The following is a 22,039-nucleotide window of genomic DNA, read 5'->3' on the forward strand; positions in this document are numbered from 1 at the left end:
CGAAATCAGAAATACGGGAGAAAAACCTGCGCCGTCGTTCCATCGCTGCTGCATGAAGGTGCTGCGGGGCAATGGAAAGGACGGCGCATAGGCAAGAAATCCTGATGCCGGAGCGAACGGAACAAACCGTCCGCCCCAAGGCGATCTGGAATTATACGGTCATGATTTCCGCTTCTTTCTGGACGACCATCTTGTCGATGTCGGCCACGGCGCGATCGGTCAGCTTTTGGACATCGTCCTGCGAACGACGCTCGTCGTCTTCGGAGATCTCTTTGTCCTTGACCAGCTTCTTCAGTGCTTCGTTCGCTTCGCGGCGCAGGTTGCGCACGGCAATCTTGGCATCTTCGCCTTCGCTGCGCACGACCTTGGTGAGGTCGCGGCGGCGCTCTTCCGTCAGGGCCGGCATCGGCACGCGGATGGTGTCGCCCATCGAGATGGGGTTCAGGCCCAGGTCGGATTCGCGGATGGCCTTTTCGATCGGGCCAGACATCTGCTTTTCGTAGGGCTGCACGCTGAGGGTGCGGGCGTCCACGAGGTTCACGTTGGCGACCTGGCCGACAGGCACCGGCGAACCGTAATACTCGACCTGCACGTGGTCCAGGATGCCGGTATGGGCGCGGCCCGTGCGGATCTTGCCCAGGTTGATCTTGAGCGTGTCAAGCGACTTGGACATTCTGTCTTCGGCGGATTTGCGAATTTCTGCGGCGCTCATGGAATTTCCTTTTCTTTAAACGTGTACCAACGTGCCTTCGTCTTCGCCGCTGACGACTCGCTTGAGCGCGCCGGACTTATTGATCGAAAACACTTTGATCGGCAGCTTCTGGTCACGGCACAGCGCGAACGCGGTGGCGTCCATGACTTCCAGACGGCGCACGATTGCTTCATCGAAGCTGATCCGCGCATAGCGCGTAGCGGTGGGATCCTTGTTGGGATCCGCGCTATAGATGCCGTCCACTTTGGTGGCCTTCAACACGATCTCGGCACCGATTTCAGCGCCGCGGAGCGCGGCGGCGGTATCGGTGGTGAAGAAGGGGTTGCCCGTGCCCGCGGCGAAGATGACTACCTTGCCCTCTTCGAGGTAACGCAAGGCCTTCGGGCGGATGTAGGGTTCAACGACCTGATCGATGTTCAGGGCGGATTGTACGCGGGTGTCGATGCCCTTGTGCTTGAGCGCGTCTTGCAGCGCCAGCGCGTTCATGATGGTGGCCATCATGCCCATGTAGTCGGCGGTGGCGCGGTCCATGCCCTGCGCACCCGGGGCGACGCCACGGAAAATGTTACCTCCGCCGATGACGATGGCCAGTTCGACGCCCGTGGCGGCGACCTCGGCGATCTCATCGGTCATGCGGACGATGGTGGCGCGATTGATGCCAAATGCATCATCGCCCATCAGCGCCTCGCCGGAAAGTTTGAGAAGAACCCGTTTGTATGCTCTGCTGCTCATAGGTGATATCCCGAAGAACAATCCGACGAAAGTGTAAGACAAGAATGGGGAGCCCTGCGGCGAAAAAGGCCGGACTAGAATTTAATCTAGTGCCGGCCTTTAAGCACTACCCCGAGGTCAGGCGGCGCCGGCGGCGGCGGCGGCAACCTCAGCGGCGAAGTCGCTGGTCTTTTTCTCAATACCTTCGCCAACAACGAACAGCACGAACTTGCTGATCGAAGCGCCCTTTTCCTTCAGGTGCTGCTCGACCGTGTGCTTGTCGCTCTTGACGAACGGCTGCGACAACAGCGTCACTTCCTTCAGGTACTTGGCAACCGAACCCTCGACCATCTTGGCGACGATTTCGGCGGGCTTGCCGGACTCGGCGGCCTTTTGCTCGGCGACCGAACGTTCAGCGGCGATGTCGGCCGGGTTCACGCCGTCGGCATTCAGCGCCTTGGGCTTGGTGGCGGCGATGTGCATCGCCAGGTCCTTGCCCACTTCTTCGGCACCGGTGTATTCCACCAGCACGCCGATCTTGCCGCCGTGCACGTAGCTGGCCAGCGAGTTCGGGGTCTGGATGCGCTCGAAGCGGCGGATCGAGATGTTCTCGCCGATCTTGCCGATCAGGGCGGTGCGGGTCGTTTCAACCGTGCCGTCGCCGTAGGGCAGCGCCGACAGAGCGGCCACGTCGGCCGGGTTCTGCGTGGCGACCAGCTCGGCCAGCTTGTTCACAAAACCGACGAAGTCGTCGTTCTTGGCAACGAAGTCGGTTTCGCAGTTGATTTCGATCACGGCGCCTTGCTTGGCGTCGGCGGAGATGAACAGACCGATCAGGCCTTCGGCGGTGACGCGGGCAGCGGCCTTGCTGGCCTTGTTGCCCAGCTTGACGCGCAGGATTTCCTCGGCGCGAACCAGGTCGCCTTCGGCTTCCGTCAGGGCCTTCTTGCACTCCATCATGGGCGCGTCGGTCTTCTCGCGCAGTTCCTTGACCAGGGCAGCGGTAATTTCAGCCATGTTTGCTCCAATTTTGCTAAGACACGCCCCGGCTCGCCGGGGCAGTGATTTGATTCGATGGGACGCCCGCGATTCGCGGGTTCGGAAGATGGGAGCCCACCTTCGCAGTGCCGGCGAGGCGGGAACGGTCCTTGTTCAGAGCCGCTCCCGGACACTAACCGCCGGACATGACAACAGGCTTAGGCCTGGTTGTCCTGCACTTCGACGAACTCTTCCTGACCTTCACCCTGCTCTTCGACCAGACCGTTCAGGTTCTGTTCGCGGCCTTCCAGCACGGCGTCGGCGATGCCCTTGGCGTACAGCGCGATGGCCTTGGCCGAGTCGTCGTTGCCGGGGATGACGTAGTCGATGCCGTCGGGCGAGTGGTTGGTGTCAACCACGGCGACCACGGGGATGCCCAGCGTCTTGGCTTCAGCGATGGCGATCTTGTGGTAGCCGACGTCGATGACGAACATGGCGTCAGGCAGACCGTTCATGTCCTTGATGCCGCCGATCGACTTGTTCAGCTTGTCCAGTTCGCGTTGGAACAGCAGGCCTTCCTTCTTGATCATGCGCTCAGCGCCGCCGTCGGCGACGATGACTTCCATGTCCTTCAGGCGCTTGACCGAGGTCTTGACCGTCTTGAAGTTGGTCAGCATGCCGCCGAGCCAGCGGGCGTCGACGAAGGGCATGCCGCAACGGGCCGCTTCGGAAGCAACCAGGTCGCGAGCAGCGCGCTTGGTGCCGACGAACAGGATGTTGCCGCCGCGAGCAGCCAGCTGCTTCACGAACTTGGTGGCTTCCTGGTACTTATCAACCGTCTTTTCCAGGTTGATGATGTGAATCTTGTTGCGGTGGCCGAAGATGTACTGAGCCATCTTGGGGTTCCAGTAACGGGTCTGGTGACCAAAGTGGACACCCGCTTCCAGCATTTCGCGCATCAAAGACATGTAATTCTCCAAGGGTTGATTTCTTGCGCCGCACCTGCATCAGCATCTGGCTGACACCCTGGGTGGTGTTGCGCGCGATTTCCCGCAACATGCGGGATGGACAAAAATTTTAACCGGGCCGACCGATCACTGCCGCAATAAACATACTACGCTGCCGCGATAAACCCAGACGGCCGCCACGACGAGAGCCTTGCACCGCACACTTGCATTGCGCTGACCCAGACACTCCAGGAATTTCCTGGAAGTTTCCGGCGGTTGCCCGCTCAGCGCACCCGGACTTGTTTTGTTGGCAGCGAAATCCAGCTCTTCGCATTGGGCTTGTTGCAACCCCAGGGCTTTGCAGCCCCTAAGATCACCGCGTCATGCGCATCAGGCCACCGGGGCATTTCTTAAGAAAACACAAGTGTTTTCAAGAACTTAATCCGACGCCCATACCGAACCTGCATCGCCGCTCTAAAACATGACCGGGATTACAAGCACGCCGTGCCCCAGCTTTCTTGGCCTTGAACGCCCCCGCACACATCCTGCCAGTACCCTGCCCCTTGCGCCCGGCCCGCCCACCTGCCCCAGAGCCTGACGACCTGCCCGATTTCGCTCCACAACCTTCGCTTGCGGTGAAACTTCAGGGCTTGCCGCCGATCTCATGGGATTGGCTGACTAACTAAACTGACTGACTAACAGTCAAACAAACGCTTGGGACAAACTTATTGGCTGATCCATGCCGGGCCATTTTTTGGCCACATCCACTGGAATCGGCTCTTGCCGTAACCCGATTGCTCCCCAAAATTTTAGGGAAGCCTATAATTCTACTATTCTTTCAAGCAGACATTCAAGCGAGAGATCGTCAAGTTACTCCATGGGCACAATTACCAACCCGGCCGACCTGGCCAAGATGCGCGCCGCCTGCCAGGACGCCGCCAAAGTCCTCGATTTCATCACCCCCCACGTGAAGCCGGGTGTCACCACCGGCGAGCTGGACCGTCTCTGCCTGGAATACCTGACTGACGAACTGAAAGTGAAGTCGGCCACCGTCGGTTACGCCCCGCCCGGCTACCCGCCCTTTACCGGCGCCATCTGTACGTCCGTGAACCACCAGGTCTGCCACGGCATCCCGGGCGACAAGGTGCTGAAAAACGGCGATTCGCTGAACATCGACGTCACCATCATCAAGGATGGCTGGTTCGGCGACACGAGCCGCATGTACGCCGTGGGCGAGCAATCCATCCTGTCGCGCCGCCTGACCGACATCACGTTCGAGTGCATGTGGAAAGGCATCCAGCAGGTGAAAAATGGGGCCACGTTGGGCGATGTGGGCAACGCGATCCAGAAGCACGCCGAGTCCCACGGCTTTTCCGTGGTGCGCGAGTTCTGCGGCCATGGCATCGGCCAGCGTTTCCATGAAGATCCGCAGGTGTTGCATTACGGCAAGCCCGGCACGGGCGTGAAATTGGTGACGGGCATGCTTTTCACCATCGAGCCCATGATCAACGCCGGCCGCCGGGAGATCCGCCAGCTGTCCGACGGCTGGACGGTCGTGACCCGCGACCACAGCCTGTCGGCGCAATGGGAGCATGCTGTCTGCGTGACCGACACCGGCTACGAAGTCCTGACCCTGTCGCCGGGCATGCCGCAGCCGCCGGCATTCATTACCGAGCCCATCGTCATCCCCGCCGTCTGAGGCCCTGCCGCCCGCCGCCATGACCGCCGAAATCCTCAGCTCCCTGCGTGAACGCATCCAGCAATCCCGGCGGGCCGCGGTGGCCCAGTTCCGGGAACACGAACGGCCGGACACGCTGCTGTCCGAGCTGCGGCGCATCGTGGATGCGGCGCTTCGCGACCTGATCAAGCATTGCCCCCTGCCGGTTGGCGCCACGCTGGCTGCCGTAGGCGGCTATGGCCGCGGCGAACTCTACCCGCATTCCGACGTGGATCTGCTGATCCTGCTGCCGCACGCCCCCACGCGCGAAGACGAAAGCGCCATTGAACGGCTGGTGGCGTCGCTGTGGGACCTGGGGCTGGAGCCCGGCCACAGCGTGCGGACCATCGAAGATTGCGAGCGCGAAGCCGACGCCGACATCACGGTCGAAACCGCGCTGCTGGAATCGCGCTGGCTGGCCGGCAGCCGCACGCTGATGAAGAAATTCGACGCTGCGACCAAATCCCGGCTGGACCCGCGCGCCTTTTTCCGCGCCAAGCGCGTCGAGATGCAGCAGCGCCATGCCCGCTACCACGACACGCCCTATGCCCTGGAACCGAACTGCAAGGAGTCGCCCGGCGGCCTGCGCGACCTGCAGGTGATCCTGTGGATGGCGCGCGCGGCCGGATTCGGCAATAGCTGGCGATCGGTGGCCCAGGCGGGCCTGCTGACGTCATCCGAAGCGCGCGACCTGCGAAAGGCCGAGCAGGCCTTCAAGCGCCTGCGCATCGAATTGCACTTGCTGTCGAACCGCCGCGAGGACCGCGTGCTGTTCGACCTGCAGCCGGCGCTGGCCGAGGTCTACGGCATTCATGCCACCGCCACGCGGCGTGGCAGCGAACTGCTGATGCAGCGCTACTACTGGGCGGCGCGGCTGGTCACCCAGCTGAACGGCATCCTGGTGCAGAACATCGAAGAACGCCTGTTTCCGCGCCCCGACAGCGACGCGCGCGACATCGACGACGATTTCCGCAATCTGCGCGATCGCCTGGACATCATTCGGGACGACGGCTTCGAACGCAATCCCACGCTGCTGCTGCGCGCCTTCCTGGTCATGCAGCAACACCCCGAATTGACGGGCATGTCGGCCCGCACGCTGCGCGCCATCTGGCATTCGCGCCACCGCATCGACGCGCAGTTCCGCCGCAACCCGGTCAACCGCAAGCTGTTCCTGCAGATCCTGCAGCAGCCGCGCGGCATCGTGCACGAGCTGCGGCGCATGACGATGTTGAACATCCTGCCGCGCTATCTGCCGGTGTTCCGCCGCATCGTCGGCCAGATGCAGCACGACCTGTTCCACGCCTACACGGTTGACCAGCACACGCTGGCGGTGGTGCGCAACCTGCGCCGGTTCACCATGCCAGAACACGCTCAGGAGTATCCGCTGGCCAGCCAGTTGATTGCCGGCCTGGACCGGCACTGGGTGCTGTACGTGGCGGCGCTATTCCATGACATCGCCAAGGGCCGGGGCGGCGACCACTCCGAATTGGGCGCACGCGAAGTGCGCAAGTTCGCCCAAGACCACGGCATGGACCCCGAAGACGCCAAGCTGGCGGAATTCCTGGTGCGCCAGCACCTGCTGATGTCCGCCGTGGCGCAAAAACGCGACCTGTCCGACCCGGCCGTGGTGCAGAACTTTGCCGCCACCGTCAAAGACGAACGCCATCTGACCGCGCTTTACCTGTTGACGGTGGCCGATATCCGCGGCACCAGCCCCAAAGTCTGGAATGCCTGGAAAGGCAAGCTGCTGGAAGATCTGTACAAGTTGACGCTGGCAGCATTGGGCGGCGCCCACGCCGACGCCCACACCGTACTGACCGAACGCAAGGAAGAAGCCGCCCGGCTGACCCGACTGGCCGGGCTGCGCGACGACGCTCGCGAGGCCTTCTGGAACCAGCTGGACGTGGCCTATTTCCTGCGCCACGACGCCTCGGACATCGCGTGGCACACGCGCCACCTGTACCACCAAGTCGCGCCCGCGCAGGCCGTCGTCAAGGCCCGCCCCACCGAACAGGGCGAAGGCCTGCAGATCATGGTCTACACCCGCGACGCGCCAGACCTGTTCGTGGCCATCTGCGGCTACTTCGACGCCAAGAGCCTGTCCATTCAGGACGCGCGCATTCACACCACGCGGCATGGCTGGGCGCTGGACAGCTTCATCGTGCTGCTGCCCGAAGGGGCCAGCGATCTGCGCGCCCAGGCCACCCTGGTCGAGCACGAGCTGGCCGAACGCCTGAAGGACCCGCACGCGGCCGCCCAGACGCAACCGAATCGCGGAGGCTACTACGGCCGCAACCGGCAGTCGCGGGTGTCGCGGGTGTTCCCCGTCATGCCGCAAGCCGAGCTGCAGCCCGACGAGCGCAGCACCTCGTGGCGCCTGTCGGTCACCGCGACCGACCGCCCCGGGCTGCTGCACGCGCTGGCGCGCGTATTCGCCCAGCACGAGGTCAACCTGCTCATGGCCAAGATCATGACCTTGGGCGACCGCGTGGAAGACGTTTTCATCGTGGACGGCTCGACCTTGGCGCGCCCCCGCAGCCAGATGCAGTTCGAACGCGACGTGCTGGACGCGCTGGCCGGCGAAGAGGCGCAGCAGCGCGTCGCCTGATCCGGCCCCCAGGCATCGCCAGACCACCCCGGACCGCATACAATCCGGGTTTTCGGCCCGGCGATGCCCGCTCCCATGCAGCTCAATGACTATTTGCGCGTTTTCGGTGGCAGCTTTTTCTTCGCGCTGGCCACGCTTCTGCCCTTCTTGAACCCGCCGGCCATCGCGCCCATTTTCTTGTCGTTAACCGAAGGCGCCTCATCATCCACGCGGATGGTGTTGGCCAAACGGGTGGCAATCAATGTTTGCCTGATGCTGATCGTGGCCATGGTGGCCGGCAACGTGCTGTTGAGCTTCTTCGGCATTTCGCTGTCCATCGTGCGGGTCGGCGGCGGCATGCTGGTGATTGCCAGCGCGTGGCGGCTGGTGAATTCGCCCGATGCCGACACCGAACGTGTGGCGCGCATGGCCGAGTCATTCACGCCGGAAATGGCCAAGGCCCGCGCCTTTTATCCATTGACCTTCCCGATCAGTTGCGGCCCGGGCTCGATCGCGGCCGCCATCACCGTGGGCGTTTCGCTGCGCGACCAGAACCACGTGTTGAGCCTGGTGCGGCTGGGCGGCTCGATCCCCGGCATCATCGCCGTATCGCTGACGCTCTATATCTGCCTGCGCTTCGCCGCGCAGATGCTGCACCGGCTGGGCGACAACGGCACCGCCGTGTTCATGCGGCTATCCGCCTTCATCATGCTTTGCCTGGGCGTACAGATCTTCTGGGAAGGCGCGCGCGACCTGATGCTGGGTGTGTTGACGCAAGTCATGCAACCAATTCCGATTCCCAAGGCCTAAGCCAAGCTGGACGTAGATCCCACCCCGACCAACCCGCTATCCGCAACAACAATGACCACTCGTTCCGAACGCCTGCTTCGCCTGATCGCCCTATTCTGCTTCGGCGCCGTCGGCGTGGCCCTCGTCTCCCAGCATGTTTTCGACATGCCGCCGTGCGCCTGGTGCGTCATGCAGCGCCTGATCTACCTGGTGATCGGGGTCGTCGCCTTGATCGGCGGCTTCGGTGGCGGGCGCGCGCTGACGCGCATCGCCGCTGCGCTGGCCGCCCTGCTGTCGCTGGGCGGCGTGGCCGCGGCCTGGTACCAATACAGCGTCGCCGCCAACATGTTGTCCTGCGACCAGACCTTTGCCGACCGCTTCATGACCGGCATCGGCCTGGAAAGCGCCATCCCCTGGCTGTTCGGCATCTTCGCCACCTGCATGGATGCCAAGGTGCCGGTGCTGGGCATCGAGTACGCCCTGTGGAGCCTGGCGCTGTTCGTGATTCTGTTCTTCATGGCGCTGCCCGTCGTCTTCCGACGCGGCGGCGCGCAGTAAACGGCAAGCCCGCGCAGGACGACCTTGAAATACCTGACCGGCTACCCGGAAACCCTGCTGCTGCAGGCCCAGAAGCTGCTTGACCAGGGCAAGCTGGGGCCCGCGCTGCTGGCGCGCTACCCCGACGGCCCGCACGCGGTGCGGACCGACCGCGCGCTGTACGAGTACGTGACGGACCTGAAGAACACCTATCTGCGCAACGGCGACCTGATCAACAAGGTGGCCTACGACAGCAAGATCCACGTCATCCAGCATGCGCTGGGTCAGCACACGTACATCTCGCGCGTGCAGGGTGGAAAATTGCGCGCCAAGCACGAGATCCGCGTGGCGACGCTGTTCAAGTCCGTGCCCGCCGAGTTTCTCAAGATGATCACGGTGCATGAACTGGCGCACCTGAAAGAGAAGGACCATAACAAGGCTTTCTACAATCTGTGCCTGCGCATGGAGCCGCACTATCACCAGTACGAATTCGACCTGCGCCTGTATCTGACCCATCTGGAAGCCACGCGGGAAACGCTGTGGGACGCCAAGGGCTGACGCCCTGCTCCAGCCATCGAGGCCCAAAAAAATGCCGTCCCGAGGGACGGCATTTTCATTGGGTGAAACAACGGCGGATCAGGCGTCGTTCGCGGCGTAACCCATGTTGAACTGCAAGCCGCTTGCCCCTTCGTCCTGGCCCGGTTCCGCGCGCGACTGACCCAGGCGGGCCAGGTATTCGGCGGTGATGTCGCCGGTGACGTATTCACCGTCGAAGCACGACGCTTCGAAACGCGACATCTTGGGGTTCAGATCGCGCACCGATTGCTGCATGTCGGCGAGGTCCTGGTAGATCAGCGAGTCGGCGCCGATGGCGCGGGCGATTTCCTCGTCGGTGCGGCCGGTGGCGATCAGTTCGGACTGCGTCGGCATGTCGATGCCGTAGACGTTGGGGAAACGGACCGGAGGCGCGGCCGAGGCAAAATACACCTTGTTGGCGCCGGCGGCGCGCGCCATGTCGACGATTTCGCGGCTGGTGGTGCCACGCACGATGGAGTCATCGACCAGCAGCACGTTCTTGCCCTTGAATTCCATGCCGATGGCATTGAGCTTCTGGCGCACGGACTTACGGCGCACGGCCTGACCCGGCATGATGAAGGTGCGGCCCACGTAGCGGTTCTTGATGAGCCCTTCGCGGTAGTCCAGGTTCAGGCGGGCGGCCAGCTGCATGGCGGCGGGACGCGAGGAATCCGGAATCGGCATGACGACGTCGATGTCGCCCAGGCGCATGTTGCGCGCGACCTTGTCGGCCAGGTATTCACCCATGCGCAGGCGGGCGTCGTAGACCGACACGCCGTCGATCAGCGAATCCGGACGCGCGAAGTACACGTATTCGAAAATGCACGGCACCAGTTGCGGATTGTCGGCGCACTGGCGGCTGACGAAGCGGCCGTCCAGGTCGACGAACACGGCTTCGCCGGGCTCGACATCGCGCACGAACACAAAGCCGCTGCCTTCAAGCGCCACGGATTCCGAAGCCACCATCCATTCAACGCCTTCGTCGGTTTCCATGCGGCCGATGCACAACGGACGAATGCCGTTGGGGTCGCGGAACGCCAGCAGGCCGTAACCGGAAATCTGCGCCACGACGGCATAGGCGCCACGCACGCGCTTGTGCAGGGCGGACACCGCGCGGAAGATGGCGTCGTCATCCAGCGACACGCCATTGGCCGACGATTGCAGCTCGTGCGCCAGCACATTCAGCAGCACTTCGGAATCGGAATTCGTGTTGATGTGGCGGCGGTCGACGCGGTACAGCGATTCACGCAGTTCGCGCCAGTTGGTCAGGTTGCCGTTGTGGGCAAACATGATGCCGAACGGGGCGTTGACGTAGAACGGCTGGGCCTCTTCCTCGCTGGCGCTGGAGCCCGCCGTGGGATAGCGGACCTGGCCGACGCCAGACGTACCCGGCAGCGAACGCATGTTGCGCGTACGGAAGACGTCGCGCACCAGGCCGTGAGCCTTGTACATATTGAATTGGTTGCCTTGCGACGTGGCGATGCCCGCGGCGTCCTGCCCGCGATGCTGCAACAACAGCAAGCTGTCATAGAGCAGCTGGTTGACCGGCCCGCGCCCGATGACCCCTACGATTCCACACATGGTGAGATTTCCTGGTTGATTTGAAGCTAATCAATACGGCAGCCATGTCGCCAAAGACGGCGGCAGCCACGTTTTGATATGTTTGATGGCCTCGATGGCCGAATGCGAAAACATGGCGTCCTTCCACCACGGCTCTTGGGGTAGCGGCGTGTAGCCCGCAGCGGCGACCAGCGCCAGGACGATCACCAGACCACGGGCCAGCCCGAACATTCCGCCCAAGCCGTGGTCGGCCGGGCTGAGTCCGGTACTGCGGATCAAGGCGGCTAGCGTCATGTTGACCAAACCCACACCGAGCAGCACGAGGATGAACACCACGGCGTATGAGACTCCCATGCGCAGCAGCGTCGTTTCAATATAGGGCTCCAGCCACGTGTAGACAGTGGGGCCCCACCATATCGCGGCCACGAAGGCCAGCAGATAGGCGACCAGCGACAGCACCTCTTTGAGCAAGCCGCGCACCAGGCCCAGCACACCCGAGACCGCCAGGATGGCCAGCACGACGAAGTCGAAGCCGGTCACTATTGCGCGGCAATGAAACCATTGTCATAGCCCAAGGTGCGCAAACGCGCCTGGGCCGCCTGCGCCGCCTCGCGCGAAGGGAACGGCCCCACGCGCAGACGGTACTGCTGTTTGCCTCCGATGGAGGCTTGTTCCACAAATGCGTTCGTGACACCGGCCTGATGCAGCTTGCCGCGGCGCGACTGGGCGTCTTCCGACGTCGTGTAGGCGGCGATCTGCAGCACGAAATTGCCCTTTGCGGCGGGTTTCGGGGCGGGCGCGGCGGCGGCCGGGGCCGAACGGCCTTCCAGCAGGGCCAGGGCGCGCGCGCCGTCATCGGAGCGCGCGTCGGGCTTGGACGTGGCCGGCTTGGGCTCGGGCTTCGGTTCCGGTTTCGGCTTGACGTCAGGCTTGGGCGGCGTGGCCGGCGGCGGCGTCACGGGCGTGGCGGGCGTGGTCGTCGGCGCGACGGCCACGGGCGGCACGGAAGTGACCGGCGGCGGCGTAGGGACGGCGGCGGGATCGGCGGGCGCGGTGCCCGGCGCAGCGGCGGCACCCGACGCGGCTGGCGCGGTGGCCTGCGGCTCGCTTACCTGCGGCTGGAAAGGCGTGTTGCGTTCCGGCACGCGGATCGGGATGTTGTCTGCAACCGGTACCGGCTGCGAATCAAGCACCATGGGCAGAACGATGACAGCCGCCAGCACCAGGGCGACGGCGCCTGCCAACCTGCGCCGCGCGCGGCCGCGCAGCTCCGCAGCCTGCACCTCGCTAGGCACTGCCGCCCGTTTGGAGGACTGCGCCTGATCGGCAGGATCTTTGCGTTTGAAAAAACCCATGGAAGAGAATTCCTTGCGGCGCCTTGCGGCAATATGGCGGCGGGCCGCCAAGTCCCGATTTGCCTATGCCTTGCGACCCAGAGCCTGCAAAACCGAGGCCACGGTGAGAAACGACCCGAACACCACGATTCTATCATTCTCGACCGCCCGTTCGCGCGCAGCGGCGAAGGCCTGCGCGGGATCCGCGAAGGCCGCGATGCTGGGACTTTCGGCGCCGGCCGGCGACGGCGGCAAGGCGGCGGCGACCTGTTCCGCCAACGCCTCGCCGGACGTGCCGCGCGGCCCGGGCAGGCCCGCGCAATACCAGTGATCGATACGGGTGCCCAGCTTGGCCACCACGCCCGCCAGATCCTTGTCGTTCAGCATGCCGAACACCGCGTGGGTGTACGGATGGAAGCCCATGTTGTCCAGATTCTGCGCCAGGACGGCGGCCGCATGCGGGTTGTGCGCCACGTCGAGAATGACCGACGGCTGGCCGGGCAGAATCTGGAAACGGCCCGGCAGCGACGCCTGCAGCAGCCCCAGGCGCACGGCCTGCTGCGGCACCGGCAGACGGTCACGCACGGATTCCAGCGCGGCCAGCGCGGCCGAGGCATTCAGCAGTTGGTTGGCGCCGCGCAGGGCCGGGTACGCCAGCGCGCTGCGGCGCTGTTCGCGCCCCCCGTAAGCCCATTGCTGACGGTCGCCGGAATAGTTGTAGTCGCGCCCGAACAGCCACAGTTCGGCGCCGATTTTCTCGACGTGGTCCAGCAGCGATTGCGGGGGCACCGGATCGCTGCAGATCGCGGGGCGGCCGGCGCGGTAGATGTGGGCTTTTTCAAAGCCGATTTTCTCGCGGGTGTCGCCCAGCCAGTCGGTGTGATCGAGGTCGACGCTGGTGACGATGGCGCAATCGGCATCGATGATGTTCACGGCGTCCAGGCGGCCGCCCAGCCCGACCTCCAGCACGACGGCGTCCAGGCGCGACTGCGAGAACAGGCGCAGGATGGCCAGCGTGGTGAACTCGAAGTAAGTCAGCGAGACTTCGCCGCGGGCCGCTTCCACGGCCTGGAACTGGGCGATCAGGGCGTCGTCCGAGGCGATCTGGCCATTGACGCGCGCGCGCTCGTTGAAGTCGATCAGGTGCGGCGAGGTGTACAGCCCCACCTTGTACCCCGCCGCCAGCAGGATGGCTTCCAGCATGGCACAGGTGGATCCCTTGCCGTTGGTGCCGCCCACCACGAATTTGACGCCGGACAGTTCCAGCCCCATGCGCCCGGCTACGTCGCGGACGCGGTCCAGGCCCATGTCGATCGCGGTGGCGTGGATGGATTCCAGGTACTGGAGCCAATCGGACAGGGTGGCGGAAGCGTCGGGCGGGCGAACAGAGGACATGGCGGGGTCGCGAAGTGAGATCAGCCGCGAATTTTAACAGTCCGCGCACGGTGTTTTCCCTAATCCCCTAGGGCGCGGCACGGTATCTGAACCGAAAAAGCGCTTGCCGATGTTTTTCTCATACGTGAAAATAAATTTACGTATGAAAATTTAAACGGATGAACATGTCGCAGCAGAAAACCCCAAGCTGGCTGGTCCGCGAGGCCGACGTTCCGGGCTACCACCCCGCCAACCACACCGGCACGCTGAACCGCCGGCTGATCAGCCCCGAGACGGTCGGGGCGCGCGGCGTGGAAGTGCTGCTGGGCGTGATCGACAAGGGCAAAGGCGCCCTGCCGCACGCCCACCCGGGCATCGAACAGGTCTGTTACCTGATTTCGGGGACGGCGCGCGCCCAGGTGCAGGACGAATGGGCCGACATGGGCCCGGGCGACTGCTGCTACTTCCCCCCCGACATCCCGCACGTTTTCACCGTGACCAGCGACGAACCCGCTCGTCTGCTGGTGATCTACACGCCCCCTTATGAAGAATCCCCCGATCGCGTGATCCGCGATTTCCCGGCGCCACCCCCTGCCGCCTGACGGCGCAGCGGCAAGCCGCGGACGAAGAGCCGCGCTTGACCTACAAAAACTGGAGACAAACCATGCGAAATCTACGCCTGCTAGGCGCCGCGCTGATCACCGGAGCCGCCGCGATAGCTGCCCCGGCCGCGCACGCCGCCGACTATCCCAACAAACCCATCACCCTGATCGTGCCCTTCCCGGCCGGTTCGGGCACGGACGCCGTCGGCCGGATCTTCGGGTCCGAGCTTTCCGCCATCCTGGGCCAGCAGATCGTCGTCGAGAACAAACCCGGCGCCAACGCCACCATCGCGGCCAGCTATGTGGCGCGCGCCAAACCGGACGGTTACACCCTCTTCGTCACCACCAACACGTCGCACTCGGCCGCGCCCTGGTTGATGAAGAACGTGCCCTACGACCCGGTCAAGGACTTCACCCCCATCGCGCGCGGCGGCAACCTGCCCTTCATCCTGGTGGTGAATCCGAAGCGTCCGTGGAAAAACGTGGGCGAACTGGTGGCCGATGCCAAGAAGAACCCCGGCCGCATCACCTACGCCAGCGGCAACAGCACCGGCATCGTCGCCGGCGCCACACTGGCCAACCGCGCCAACATCGACATTCTGCACGTGCCGTATAAAGGCACGCCGCAAGGCCTGACCGATGTGGTCGGCGGACAAGTCGACTTCATGTTCACCGACCTGGCCTCCGGCCTGCCCTTCGTGCAATCGGGCCAGTTGCGCGCCCTGGCCGTGTCCACCGCTGAACGCAGCGCCATCGTGCCGGACCTGCCGTCCATGGCCGAATCCGGCGTGAAGGACTTCGACCTGAATTCGTGGAACGGCTACTTCGGTCCGGCCGGCCTGCCGCCCGACGTCGTGGCCAAACTGAACGCCGCGATCAATCAGGTCGTGTCCAAACCCGAGGTGAAGAAGCGCCTGGCCGGCCTGGGCTTCGACGCCTTCTCCAGCACGCCCGAGGCGTTCGCCCAGTTCGTCAGTGAACAACGCGACCTGTGGGGCAAGCTGATCCGCGATGCGGGGATCGAACAACAATGACGCAGCAGAACGCTTCTCACGTGACGCCGGGCAACGGCCCGCTGGCCGGCGTGCGCATCCTGGACCTCAGTTCGGTCGTGATGGGCCCCTACGCCACGCAAACCCTGGCGGACCTGGGGGCCGACGTCATCAAAGTCGAGCCGCCTTCGGGCGACAACATGCGGGCCGTGGGCCCCATGCGCAACCCTGGCATGGGCCACCTGTACCTGCACCTGAACCGCAACAAAAGGTCCATCGTGCTGGACCTGAAGACACCAGAGGGCCTGGATGCCTGCCTGAAATTGGCCGAAAGCTGCGATGCCCTGCTCTATAACATCCGGCCGCAAGCCATGGCCCGGCTGGGGCTGTCGTATGAGGCGGTGGCTGCGCGCAACCCGCGCATCGTGTACCTGGGCGCCTATGGCTTCGGCGAGGCGGGTCCCTATGCGGGGCGTCCGGCCTACGACGACCTGATTCAAGGCCAGACCGGGATCGCCGCGCTGTCCGCGCAACAAAGCGGTGACGTGCCGCGCTACGCGCCGTTGACGCTTGCGGACCGCGCCGTCGGACTGCACGTGGCGATCGCCCTGGTGTCGGCCGTGCTGCACGCCAAGACCACGGGACGCGGGCAGCAGGTTGAGATCCCCATGTTCGAGGGCATGGCGCATCTGGTATTGGGCGACCACATGGGCGGCGCGACCTTCGAACCGCCACTGGGCCCGACCGGGTACGCGCGGCTGCTGGCGCCGCATCGGCGGCCCTACGCGACGGCTGACGGCTATATCTGCCTGCTGATCTACAACGACAAGCACTGGCGCAATTTCTTCACGCTGATCGGCCGGCCGGAACTTGAACAGGACCCGCGCTTCTGCACCCACGGGGCGCGGGCCGTGCACATCAGCGAGGTCTACGCTTTCGTGGCGGAGGTGATCAGCACGCGCACAAGCCAGGAATGGCTGGACGATCTGGCACGCGCGGACATCCCGGCGTCACAGCTTTACACGGTGGACGGGCTGCTGCAGGACGAGCATCTGGCCGCCACCGGCTTCATCCGCGAAATCGACCACCCCTCCGAGGGCCGGATACGCACCACCGCCCCGCTGGGCCAGTACCAGGGCACGCCGACGTCCCTGCGCCGGCCCGCCCCCAGGCTGGGCGAACACAGCCGTGAGGTGCTGGCCGAAGCCGGCTATGACGCCACCCGGATCGACGCCCTGATCGACCGTGGCATTACCCAAGACGGAAACGAATGATGGACTTTGCCTTTACCCCCGAGCAATTGGCGCTGCGCGACGCCGTTTCGCGCATCTGCGACCGCTATCCCGACGAATATTGGCTGGAACGCGACCGCGAAGGCGGTTTCCCCGAGCCGCTGCACGCCGACCTGGCCCGCGACGGCTGGCTGGGCATCGCGATGCCTCAGGAGTATGGCGGCGCCGGGCTGGGCATGACCGAGGCCGCGCTGATGATGCAGACGATCGCCGCCTCCGGCGCCGGCTTTACCGGCGCGTCCGCAGTGCATATGAACATCTTCGGCCTGAACCCCGTGGTGGTGTTCGGCAGCGACGAACAGCGCGCGCGGTGGCTGGAACCGCTGATCGCGGGCCGCGAGAAGGCCTGCTTTGCCGTGACCGAGCCCGACGCGGGGCTGGACACCACCAAGCTGTCCACGCGCGCCGTGCGCCAGGGGGACGAATACGTGGTGCATGGTCGCAAGATCTGGATCTCGACGGCGCAGGTGGCCAACAAGATGCTGCTGCTGGCCCGGACCACCCCTTTGTCCGAGGTAGACAAACCCACGCAAGGCCTGTCGCTGTTCTATACCGACCTGGACCGCGAAAAGATCGAAGTGCGGGAAATCGAGAAAATGGGCCGCAAGGCCGTGGACTCGAACATGCTGTTCATCGATGGCCTGCGTATTCCGGTGGCCGACCGCATCGGCGAGGAAGGCCGCGGTTTCGAATACATCCTGCATGGCCTGAACCCGGAGCGCATCCTGATCGCCGCCGAAGCGGTGGGCATTGGCCGCGCCGCGCTGGACCGGGCCGTGAAATACGCCGGCGAACGCACCGTGTTCGGCCGCCCCATCGGGCAGAACCAGGGCATCCAGCATCCGCTGGCTCAAGCCTGGATGCAACTGGAAGCGGCGGACCTGATGGTGTTCAAGGCCGCCAGCCTCTACGACGCGGGACAGCCCTGCGGCCCTTACGCCAATTCCGCCAAGTACCTGGCGGCCGAAGCGGGCTACAACGCCTGCCAGACCGCCGTGATGACGCTGGGCGGCATGGGTTACGCCAAGGAATACCATGTCGAGCGCCTGCTGCGCGAGAGCTTCATCCCCCGCATCGCGCCCGTCAGCCCGCAACTGATCATGTGCTTCATCGCGGAAAAGGTGCTGGGACTGCCGAAGTCGTACTGAGGCCACCGGACTGCCGCGCGACTCGGCGCGGCAGCGCCTCAGGCCTGCTGTTCCAGCCCGGTGCAGGCGGCGCGCAGAATGCGCGCATAGGTTTCCTGCTGCGGTTCGATCCGGTAGATCGGACCGCCCACCGAGATCGCGTAGTTCTCGCCCGACAGGGTGACGGGCCACGCGATAGCGCCGACGTCCGCAATGGATTCCCCGCTGTTCATGAACCACCCCCGCTGACGCGACTGCTGGATGTCGTTTTCCAGCGCCTGCGGCGTGGTGAGCGTGCGCGCGTTATAGCGGGTCATCGTCATGCCCGACAGCATCGCGGCGCGGGCGGGCTCGGCCATCAGCGACACCAGGGCCTTGCCCAGCGAATTTGCATGAACGTCTTTGAACTCGCCGGCAACGGGCGCGTATCGGATGGTATGCGGCGAATCCAGCACATCCAGATAGACCACCCGCCCGTCCTGGGTCAGCTTGGCGAAAACGACCGTTTCCCGGGTTGCATCCCTTAATTCGACCAGACTGGGGTAGACCCGGTCCAGGACGGGGTCGGCCCGCGCGATGCGCTGGGCCATGGCCAACAGGCGGCCCGTGGGGTAATAGCCCTGGCGGCGGCCGGTTTCGTACAGGTAGCCCAGGCCGGTCAAGGTACGGATCAGCGCCAGGCAACTGGAGACGGGCACATCCAGCAGCCTGGCCAGCTCCGACAGGGGCAGCGCGCGCTTTTCGCGGGCAAAGGTTTCGATGATTTCGATAACTCGCAGCGCCGTCTTGACACTCATTGCCCGATCCAACTGTTTAGCACGTGAAACATCTGCCGCGCCGAGGCTAAAGTTCCCTGCGGGCATGCCGTTATGGTAGCTGAGAATTCCCTGAAAACAGCGCGTTCCTCCGAGACGCCCACATCGCCGCTGGAGTGATCATGGCCGTAACCCCCTTAGCACCCGCTACGTACGCACCCGCTGCAATGACGTCGGCGCATGTCGTGGCCGAACCGGCCGTGAGTGTGACGCCGGCGGCCGCAGCGACCAATAGCGGTGCTTCCGACAGCGCCACGTCGGACCAGTCTGACTCGCAGAAACTGCCTTTGGACAAGGCGCTGGACGAGATCAACGACCAGATGAAAGCCTGGTCCACACAACTCCAGTTCGAAATCGACCCCAATGTCCATCAAGTCGTGGTGTCGGTCGTGGACGCGGAAACGGGTGATGTTATTCGTACCATCCCCAGCGAAACCGTACTGAAAATCGCCAAAATGATCGTGAACATGCAAGGCAATGGCATCAAAACAACAGCCTGAAGCGGCCCTTAAAACGGTGTTTAGCGCCTGTTTTGGCGCCAATCGTGAGAGAAGCACCGAATTAGGCCCGCCTTATGCCCTTACCCGGCCAATCGCCGGCACCGTATTTTTGACAGAATCGCTTCGCAAGAAAGGAATTTCACATGGCTTCCATCACTAACCTCGGCTCGACCACCGGCTTGCCCTTGGAGAAGATCCTGACGGACCTTCAAGCCGCCGAGGACAAAAAGCTGAGTCTGTACACCAATCGCCAAGCCAGTTACGAGGCTCGCGTGAGCGCCTTTGGCCAGGTGCAAAGCGCCGTCGAGGCGCTGCAGAAGGCCGCCGCCGCGCTGGGCAAGTCGTCGACGCTGGACGCCGTGAAACCCAATGTCACCGGCGATGGCCTGACGGCGACGATCGGCGCGGATGGCGCCACGATGGGCGAGTACGCCATCACGGTGAACCGCCTGGCGACCGCGCAGACGCTGCAGTCGGGCGTCGTCGCGGACCGGACGGCTTCGAACGGCGCAACCGGCTCGTTCGAAATCGAACTGACGAACGGTGAAAAGCGCACGATCGACCTGACGGACGACACGTCGCTGAACGGTATCGCGAAAGCCATCAACGCGGATGACAAGGCGGGCGTGCGCGCCACCATCATCACTGACGGCGACGGGGCGAGCTACCTGATGCTGAGCGCCAAGGACACCGGCGAGCAGGCGTCCGTGAAGACCATCACGGTGACGGGCGACCAGGCGCTCAAGGACATCCTGAACTACAACACCGGCCCCACCGACACGATGGCGCAGCAGACTGCCGCCACCGACGCGGAAGTGTCGATCAACGGCATCATCGTCAAGAGCAGCAGCAACAGCATTTCGACCGCGATCGACGGCGTCACGCTGAACCTGACGGCCAAGACCGAACCCGGCAAGACCGTCACACTGAAGCTGCAGAGCGACACGTCCGTGGCCAGCAAGGCCATGCAGGACTTCGTGGCGGCCTACAACTCGCTGCAATCGACGATCACCAAATACACGGCCTTCGACATCACCGCGCAGACGAACCAGGCCTTGACGGGCGACGGCACGGCGCGCGGCATCCAATCGGCCATGTCCAACGCCCTGCAAGTCGTCACCTCGGAAGGCACGCTGCGGTCGCTGGGCGACCTGGGCATTTCGACGGATCCGAAGACGGGCCAACTGAAGCTGGACCAGACCAAGCTGGACAAGGCGTTGACCGCCAACCCCGCCGACGTCAAGCGCATCATGACGTCGGCCGACGGGCTGGCCGCCAAGTTCGACACCGCCTCCAAGGCTATCCTGGGCAGCAACGGTTCGATCCAGTTGCGCAAGGACGGCCTAAATGAGTCGATCAAGGATGTGAAGGACCAACTGGCGCGCGCCACCGCCTCCAGCGTCGCCTCCATGGCGACGATGCGTGCGCAGTTCGTCGCGCTGGACAAGTTCGTGTCGCAGCAAACGGTCACGGCCAACTACCTGACCCAACAGTTCGCGGCGTTAGCCAAATCCAAGTAATTTATAGAAGATGCATTAATGACTTACGCCGCCCGCCGTCCCACTGGCTCCCATTCTGTCCGCTCCTACGCCGATATCGGCCTGGAAACGCAGATCTTGGGCGCCAGCCCGGAACGGCTGATCTCCTTGCTGTATCTTGGCGCCCGGGCAGCGATCGGGCAGGCCCGCATCCATATGCAGGAAGGCAGGGTGACAGAGCGCGGCGCGGCCATTTCGAAGGCGATCAAGATTGTCGACGAAGGCCTGAAGACCGGACTGAATATGGAGGCGGGCGGGGAAATCGCCGAGAATCTTGCCCGCCTCTACGACTACATCGTCCGGACGCTTTTGATGGCGAATCTCAAGGCGGACGCCGAGCAGCTTGAAATTGCCGATCGCCTGTTGGCGGATCTGGCCGAGGCCTGGCAGACTTCCATCGACCGCCCCATGGGCGGCACGCAGCCTTGATGGCACGGCGCAAACGAACCCAGCCCGCCAGCAAACGCCCGAGATTTCCATGACGTCCCTTACCCAGCCCACCACTCCCATCCTGGAACGCTACCAGGAGATAGCTCTCATCACGGGCGAAATGCTCGCGGCCGCCCAGGCCGGCGACTGGGATGCGGCGATGGTCCATGGGCAACAATATTGCGAGCACGTCGAACGGCTGCGCATGACCGAGCGCACCGTTCCGCTGGATGACGCCGCGCGCGCCATGAAATACGACTTGCTGGTGCGCATCCTGGAAAACGACGCACTGACGCGGGATCTGGCGCTGCCGCAATTGGCCCGGCTGGGCGAGCTGCTGGGGCGCATGAAGCGCCAACAGACGCTGCTGTCCGCCTATGGCAACCGGACGTCTGAAGAATGAGCGTAGGTCCCGCCGCACTCGGCAACGTCCTGGTGCAGCGGTTGGACGCCGTGCTTGGCACGACGATGTCCGCCGCCAACGCCAACCAGGTCTCGGGCGCGCGCCCTGACGCCGTCAGCCAGCCGGGGGGCCTGGAGAAGCCCGGCTCGTCGGATGGCTCGGCGCGCGATTCCGGGCAAGGCATACAGACTGGCGGCGCCCGAGGCGACCGCCAGAATACTGTTGTCGACGCCAAGACGGCCGCTGCCCTGGCGCTGGCCGCCCGCGGGCTCGTCACCAGTAGCGACACCACCGCATCCGCGCCAACGACGCTGGGCACGACTGCCCGGACGATTCTTGCCCTGCTGGCCCAATACCCCGAGGCCGCGCCCGCCGTGCAGGGGCGCGCCCCGCTTTGGAACGCCAACGGCCCGGCGGCGCAACCCGCCGGGCAAGCACCCGCCGGGCAAGCACCCGCCGGCCAAGCCGCACCCGGTGCGGGCCAGCCTGCGCCCACCCCGACCCTGCCCGCCCCGGCCC

The 22,039-nt window shown here is 64.3% G+C and carries 22 protein-coding genes and 1 pseudogene; 14 read left to right on the top strand and 9 right to left on the bottom strand.

From position 1 onward, the window contains the following. Nucleotides 1-151: 151 nt before the first annotated feature. The 4 genes from frr to rpsB form a co-directional block, all read right to left on the bottom strand. Nucleotides 152-712, bottom strand: a complete 561-nt coding sequence (frr, locus tag CQ050_RS25980) for a ribosome recycling factor (protein ID WP_006223439.1) — start codon at nucleotides 710-712, stop codon at nucleotides 152-154. Between the two features lie 15 nt (nucleotides 713-727). Next, the gene (pyrH, locus tag CQ050_RS25985; RefSeq protein WP_006223440.1) at nucleotides 728-1,444 is read right to left on the bottom strand and encodes a UMP kinase; all 717 of its coding nucleotides are present in this window, start codon (nucleotides 1,442-1,444) and stop codon (nucleotides 728-730) included. Between the two features lie 117 nt (nucleotides 1,445-1,561). Next, entirely contained in the window at nucleotides 1,562-2,440 is an 879-nt protein-coding gene (tsf, locus tag CQ050_RS25990; protein WP_105559719.1) for a translation elongation factor Ts, read from the bottom strand. Nucleotides 2,441-2,619: 179 nt separating this feature from the next. Next, a complete protein-coding gene (gene rpsB / locus CQ050_RS25995; protein WP_105559721.1) occupies nucleotides 2,620-3,369 on the bottom strand; it encodes a 30S ribosomal protein S2 in 750 nt (249 codons plus the stop codon). 856 nt (nucleotides 3,370-4,225) lie between these two features. Between rpsB and map the strand changes: the two genes are divergently transcribed. The 5 genes from map to CQ050_RS26020 all read left to right on the top strand — a co-directional run bounded on the left by map (nucleotide 4,226) and on the right by CQ050_RS26020 (nucleotide 9,536). Continuing rightward, nucleotides 4,226-5,047, top strand: a complete 822-nt coding sequence (map, locus tag CQ050_RS26000) for a type I methionyl aminopeptidase (RefSeq protein WP_105559722.1) — start codon at nucleotides 4,226-4,228, stop codon at nucleotides 5,045-5,047. A gap of 19 nt (nucleotides 5,048-5,066) precedes the next feature. Continuing rightward, nucleotides 5,067-7,673, top strand: coding sequence for a [protein-PII] uridylyltransferase (locus tag CQ050_RS26005; RefSeq protein ID WP_105559723.1), 2,607 nt, complete (start codon nucleotides 5,067-5,069; stop codon nucleotides 7,671-7,673). 75 nt (nucleotides 7,674-7,748) lie between these two features. Then, nucleotides 7,749-8,462 (top strand): MarC family protein, encoded by a 714-nt coding sequence (locus CQ050_RS26010; RefSeq protein WP_006223445.1) that lies wholly within the window; start codon nucleotides 7,749-7,751, stop codon nucleotides 8,460-8,462. Nucleotides 8,463-8,513: 51 nt separating this feature from the next. Then, a complete protein-coding gene (locus tag CQ050_RS26015) occupies nucleotides 8,514-8,999 on the top strand; it encodes a disulfide bond formation protein B (RefSeq protein WP_105559725.1) in 486 nt (161 codons plus the stop codon). Between the two features lie 24 nt (nucleotides 9,000-9,023). Beyond that, nucleotides 9,024-9,536 carry a M48 family metallopeptidase gene (locus CQ050_RS26020; protein ID WP_105559726.1) on the top strand — a complete coding sequence of 171 codons (513 nt, stop codon included), beginning with the start codon at nucleotides 9,024-9,026 and terminating at the stop codon, nucleotides 9,534-9,536. Between the two features lie 78 nt (nucleotides 9,537-9,614). Here CQ050_RS26020 and purF read toward each other — a convergent pair whose 3' ends face one another. The 4 genes from purF to folC all read right to left on the bottom strand — a co-directional run bounded on the left by purF (nucleotide 9,615) and on the right by folC (nucleotide 13,843). Beyond that, entirely contained in the window at nucleotides 9,615-11,135 is a 1,521-nt protein-coding gene (gene purF / locus CQ050_RS26025; RefSeq protein ID WP_105559727.1) for an amidophosphoribosyltransferase, read from the bottom strand. Nucleotides 11,136-11,165: 30 nt separating this feature from the next. Further along, nucleotides 11,166-11,654 carry a CvpA family protein gene (locus tag CQ050_RS26030; protein ID WP_088588337.1) on the bottom strand — a complete coding sequence of 163 codons (489 nt, stop codon included), beginning with the start codon at nucleotides 11,652-11,654 and terminating at the stop codon, nucleotides 11,166-11,168. Next, nucleotides 11,654-12,469, bottom strand: coding sequence for an SPOR domain-containing protein (locus tag CQ050_RS26035; protein ID WP_105559728.1), 816 nt, complete (start codon nucleotides 12,467-12,469; stop codon nucleotides 11,654-11,656). Before CQ050_RS26035 ends, CQ050_RS26030 begins: the two co-directional genes overlap by 1 nt. A 63-nt stretch (nucleotides 12,470-12,532) precedes the next feature. Beyond that, complete coding sequence (folC, locus tag CQ050_RS26040; protein WP_105559730.1) at nucleotides 12,533-13,843, bottom strand: bifunctional tetrahydrofolate synthase/dihydrofolate synthase; 1,311 nt, start codon at nucleotides 13,841-13,843, stop codon at nucleotides 12,533-12,535. 164 nt (nucleotides 13,844-14,007) lie between these two features. On the opposite strand from folC, the gene CQ050_RS26045 reads away from it, so the two are divergent. From CQ050_RS26045 to CQ050_RS26060, 4 genes are all read left to right on the top strand, one after another. Next, complete coding sequence (locus tag CQ050_RS26045; protein ID WP_105559751.1) at nucleotides 14,008-14,424, top strand: cupin domain-containing protein; 417 nt, start codon at nucleotides 14,008-14,010, stop codon at nucleotides 14,422-14,424. A 62-nt stretch (nucleotides 14,425-14,486) separates the two neighbouring features. Then, complete coding sequence (locus CQ050_RS26050) at nucleotides 14,487-15,458, top strand: tripartite tricarboxylate transporter substrate binding protein (protein ID WP_199196935.1); 972 nt, start codon at nucleotides 14,487-14,489, stop codon at nucleotides 15,456-15,458. After that, entirely contained in the window at nucleotides 15,455-16,690 is a 1,236-nt protein-coding gene (locus CQ050_RS26055) for a CaiB/BaiF CoA-transferase family protein (RefSeq protein ID WP_105559732.1), read from the top strand. The genes CQ050_RS26050 and CQ050_RS26055 overlap by 4 nt, the downstream gene beginning before the upstream one ends. Continuing rightward, nucleotides 16,690-17,856, top strand: a complete 1,167-nt coding sequence (locus CQ050_RS26060; RefSeq protein ID WP_105559733.1) for an acyl-CoA dehydrogenase family protein — start codon at nucleotides 16,690-16,692, stop codon at nucleotides 17,854-17,856. The genes CQ050_RS26055 and CQ050_RS26060 overlap by 1 nt, the downstream gene beginning before the upstream one ends. 38 nt (nucleotides 17,857-17,894) lie before the next feature. On the opposite strand, the gene CQ050_RS26065 is transcribed toward CQ050_RS26060, so the two are convergent. Further along, nucleotides 17,895-18,632 (bottom strand): IclR family transcriptional regulator, encoded by a 738-nt coding sequence (locus tag CQ050_RS26065; RefSeq protein WP_105559735.1) that lies wholly within the window; start codon nucleotides 18,630-18,632, stop codon nucleotides 17,895-17,897. 140 nt (nucleotides 18,633-18,772) lie between these two features. On the opposite strand from CQ050_RS26065, the gene CQ050_RS26070 reads away from it, so the two are divergent. The 5 genes and pseudogenes from CQ050_RS26070 to CQ050_RS26090 all read left to right on the top strand — a co-directional run. Beyond that, nucleotides 18,773-19,150: a flagellar protein FlaG gene (locus CQ050_RS26070; protein ID WP_105559736.1), complete on the top strand. Its 378-nt coding sequence runs from the start codon at nucleotides 18,773-18,775 to the stop codon at nucleotides 19,148-19,150. A 143-nt stretch (nucleotides 19,151-19,293) separates the two neighbouring features. Continuing rightward, on the top strand, nucleotides 19,294-20,670 hold the full coding sequence (fliD, locus tag CQ050_RS26075; protein WP_105559738.1) for a flagellar filament capping protein FliD: 1,377 nt from the start codon (nucleotides 19,294-19,296) through the stop codon (nucleotides 20,668-20,670). 18 nt (nucleotides 20,671-20,688) lie between these two features. Beyond that, a complete protein-coding gene (gene fliS, locus CQ050_RS26080) occupies nucleotides 20,689-21,117 on the top strand; it encodes a flagellar export chaperone FliS (protein ID WP_105559740.1) in 429 nt (142 codons plus the stop codon). A gap of 49 nt (nucleotides 21,118-21,166) precedes the next feature. Further along, nucleotides 21,167-21,520 carry a flagellar protein FliT gene (locus tag CQ050_RS26085; RefSeq protein ID WP_105559742.1) on the top strand — a complete coding sequence of 118 codons (354 nt, stop codon included), beginning with the start codon at nucleotides 21,167-21,169 and terminating at the stop codon, nucleotides 21,518-21,520. Then, nucleotides 21,517-22,039 (top strand): annotated as a pseudogene (locus tag CQ050_RS26090) (flagellar hook-length control protein FliK); the annotation flags it as partial. The gene CQ050_RS26085 and the pseudogene CQ050_RS26090, both read left to right, overlap by 4 nt.

The sequence above is a fragment of the Achromobacter sp. MYb9 genome, from assembly GCF_002975275.1.
Lineage (GTDB): Bacteria > Pseudomonadota > Gammaproteobacteria > Burkholderiales > Burkholderiaceae_B > Achromobacter.

Coding starts and splice junctions, on each gene's coding strand:
- frr (WP_006223439.1), bottom strand. CDS start 712: ATGAGCGCCGCAGAAATTCGCAAATCCGCCGAAGACAGAATGTCCAAG.
- pyrH (WP_006223440.1), bottom strand. CDS start 1,444: ATGAGCAGCAGAGCATACAAACGGGTTCTTCTCAAACTTTCCGGCGAG.
- tsf (WP_105559719.1), bottom strand. CDS start 2,440: ATGGCTGAAATTACCGCTGCCCTGGTCAAGGAACTGCGCGAGAAGACC.
- rpsB (WP_105559721.1), bottom strand. CDS start 3,369: ATGTCTTTGATGCGCGAAATGCTGGAAGCGGGTGTCCACTTTGGTCAC.
- map (WP_105559722.1), top strand. CDS start 4,226: ATGGGCACAATTACCAACCCGGCCGACCTGGCCAAGATGCGCGCCGCC.
- CQ050_RS26005 (WP_105559723.1), top strand. CDS start 5,067: ATGACCGCCGAAATCCTCAGCTCCCTGCGTGAACGCATCCAGCAATCC.
- CQ050_RS26010 (WP_006223445.1), top strand. CDS start 7,749: ATGCAGCTCAATGACTATTTGCGCGTTTTCGGTGGCAGCTTTTTCTTC.
- CQ050_RS26015 (WP_105559725.1), top strand. CDS start 8,514: ATGACCACTCGTTCCGAACGCCTGCTTCGCCTGATCGCCCTATTCTGC.
- purF (WP_105559727.1), bottom strand. CDS start 11,135: ATGTGTGGAATCGTAGGGGTCATCGGGCGCGGGCCGGTCAACCAGCTG.
- CQ050_RS26035 (WP_105559728.1), bottom strand. CDS start 12,469: ATGGGTTTTTTCAAACGCAAAGATCCTGCCGATCAGGCGCAGTCCTCC.
- folC (WP_105559730.1), bottom strand. CDS start 13,843: ATGTCCTCTGTTCGCCCGCCCGACGCTTCCGCCACCCTGTCCGATTGG.
- CQ050_RS26045 (WP_105559751.1), top strand. CDS start 14,008: ATGTCGCAGCAGAAAACCCCAAGCTGGCTGGTCCGCGAGGCCGACGTT.
- CQ050_RS26050 (WP_199196935.1), top strand. CDS start 14,487: ATGCGAAATCTACGCCTGCTAGGCGCCGCGCTGATCACCGGAGCCGCC.
- CQ050_RS26055 (WP_105559732.1), top strand. CDS start 15,455: ATGACGCAGCAGAACGCTTCTCACGTGACGCCGGGCAACGGCCCGCTG.
- CQ050_RS26060 (WP_105559733.1), top strand. CDS start 16,690: ATGGACTTTGCCTTTACCCCCGAGCAATTGGCGCTGCGCGACGCCGTT.
- CQ050_RS26065 (WP_105559735.1), bottom strand. CDS start 18,632: ATGAGTGTCAAGACGGCGCTGCGAGTTATCGAAATCATCGAAACCTTT.
- CQ050_RS26070 (WP_105559736.1), top strand. CDS start 18,773: ATGGCCGTAACCCCCTTAGCACCCGCTACGTACGCACCCGCTGCAATG.
- fliD (WP_105559738.1), top strand. CDS start 19,294: ATGGCTTCCATCACTAACCTCGGCTCGACCACCGGCTTGCCCTTGGAG.
- fliS (WP_105559740.1), top strand. CDS start 20,689: ATGACTTACGCCGCCCGCCGTCCCACTGGCTCCCATTCTGTCCGCTCC.
- CQ050_RS26085 (WP_105559742.1), top strand. CDS start 21,167: ATGACGTCCCTTACCCAGCCCACCACTCCCATCCTGGAACGCTACCAG.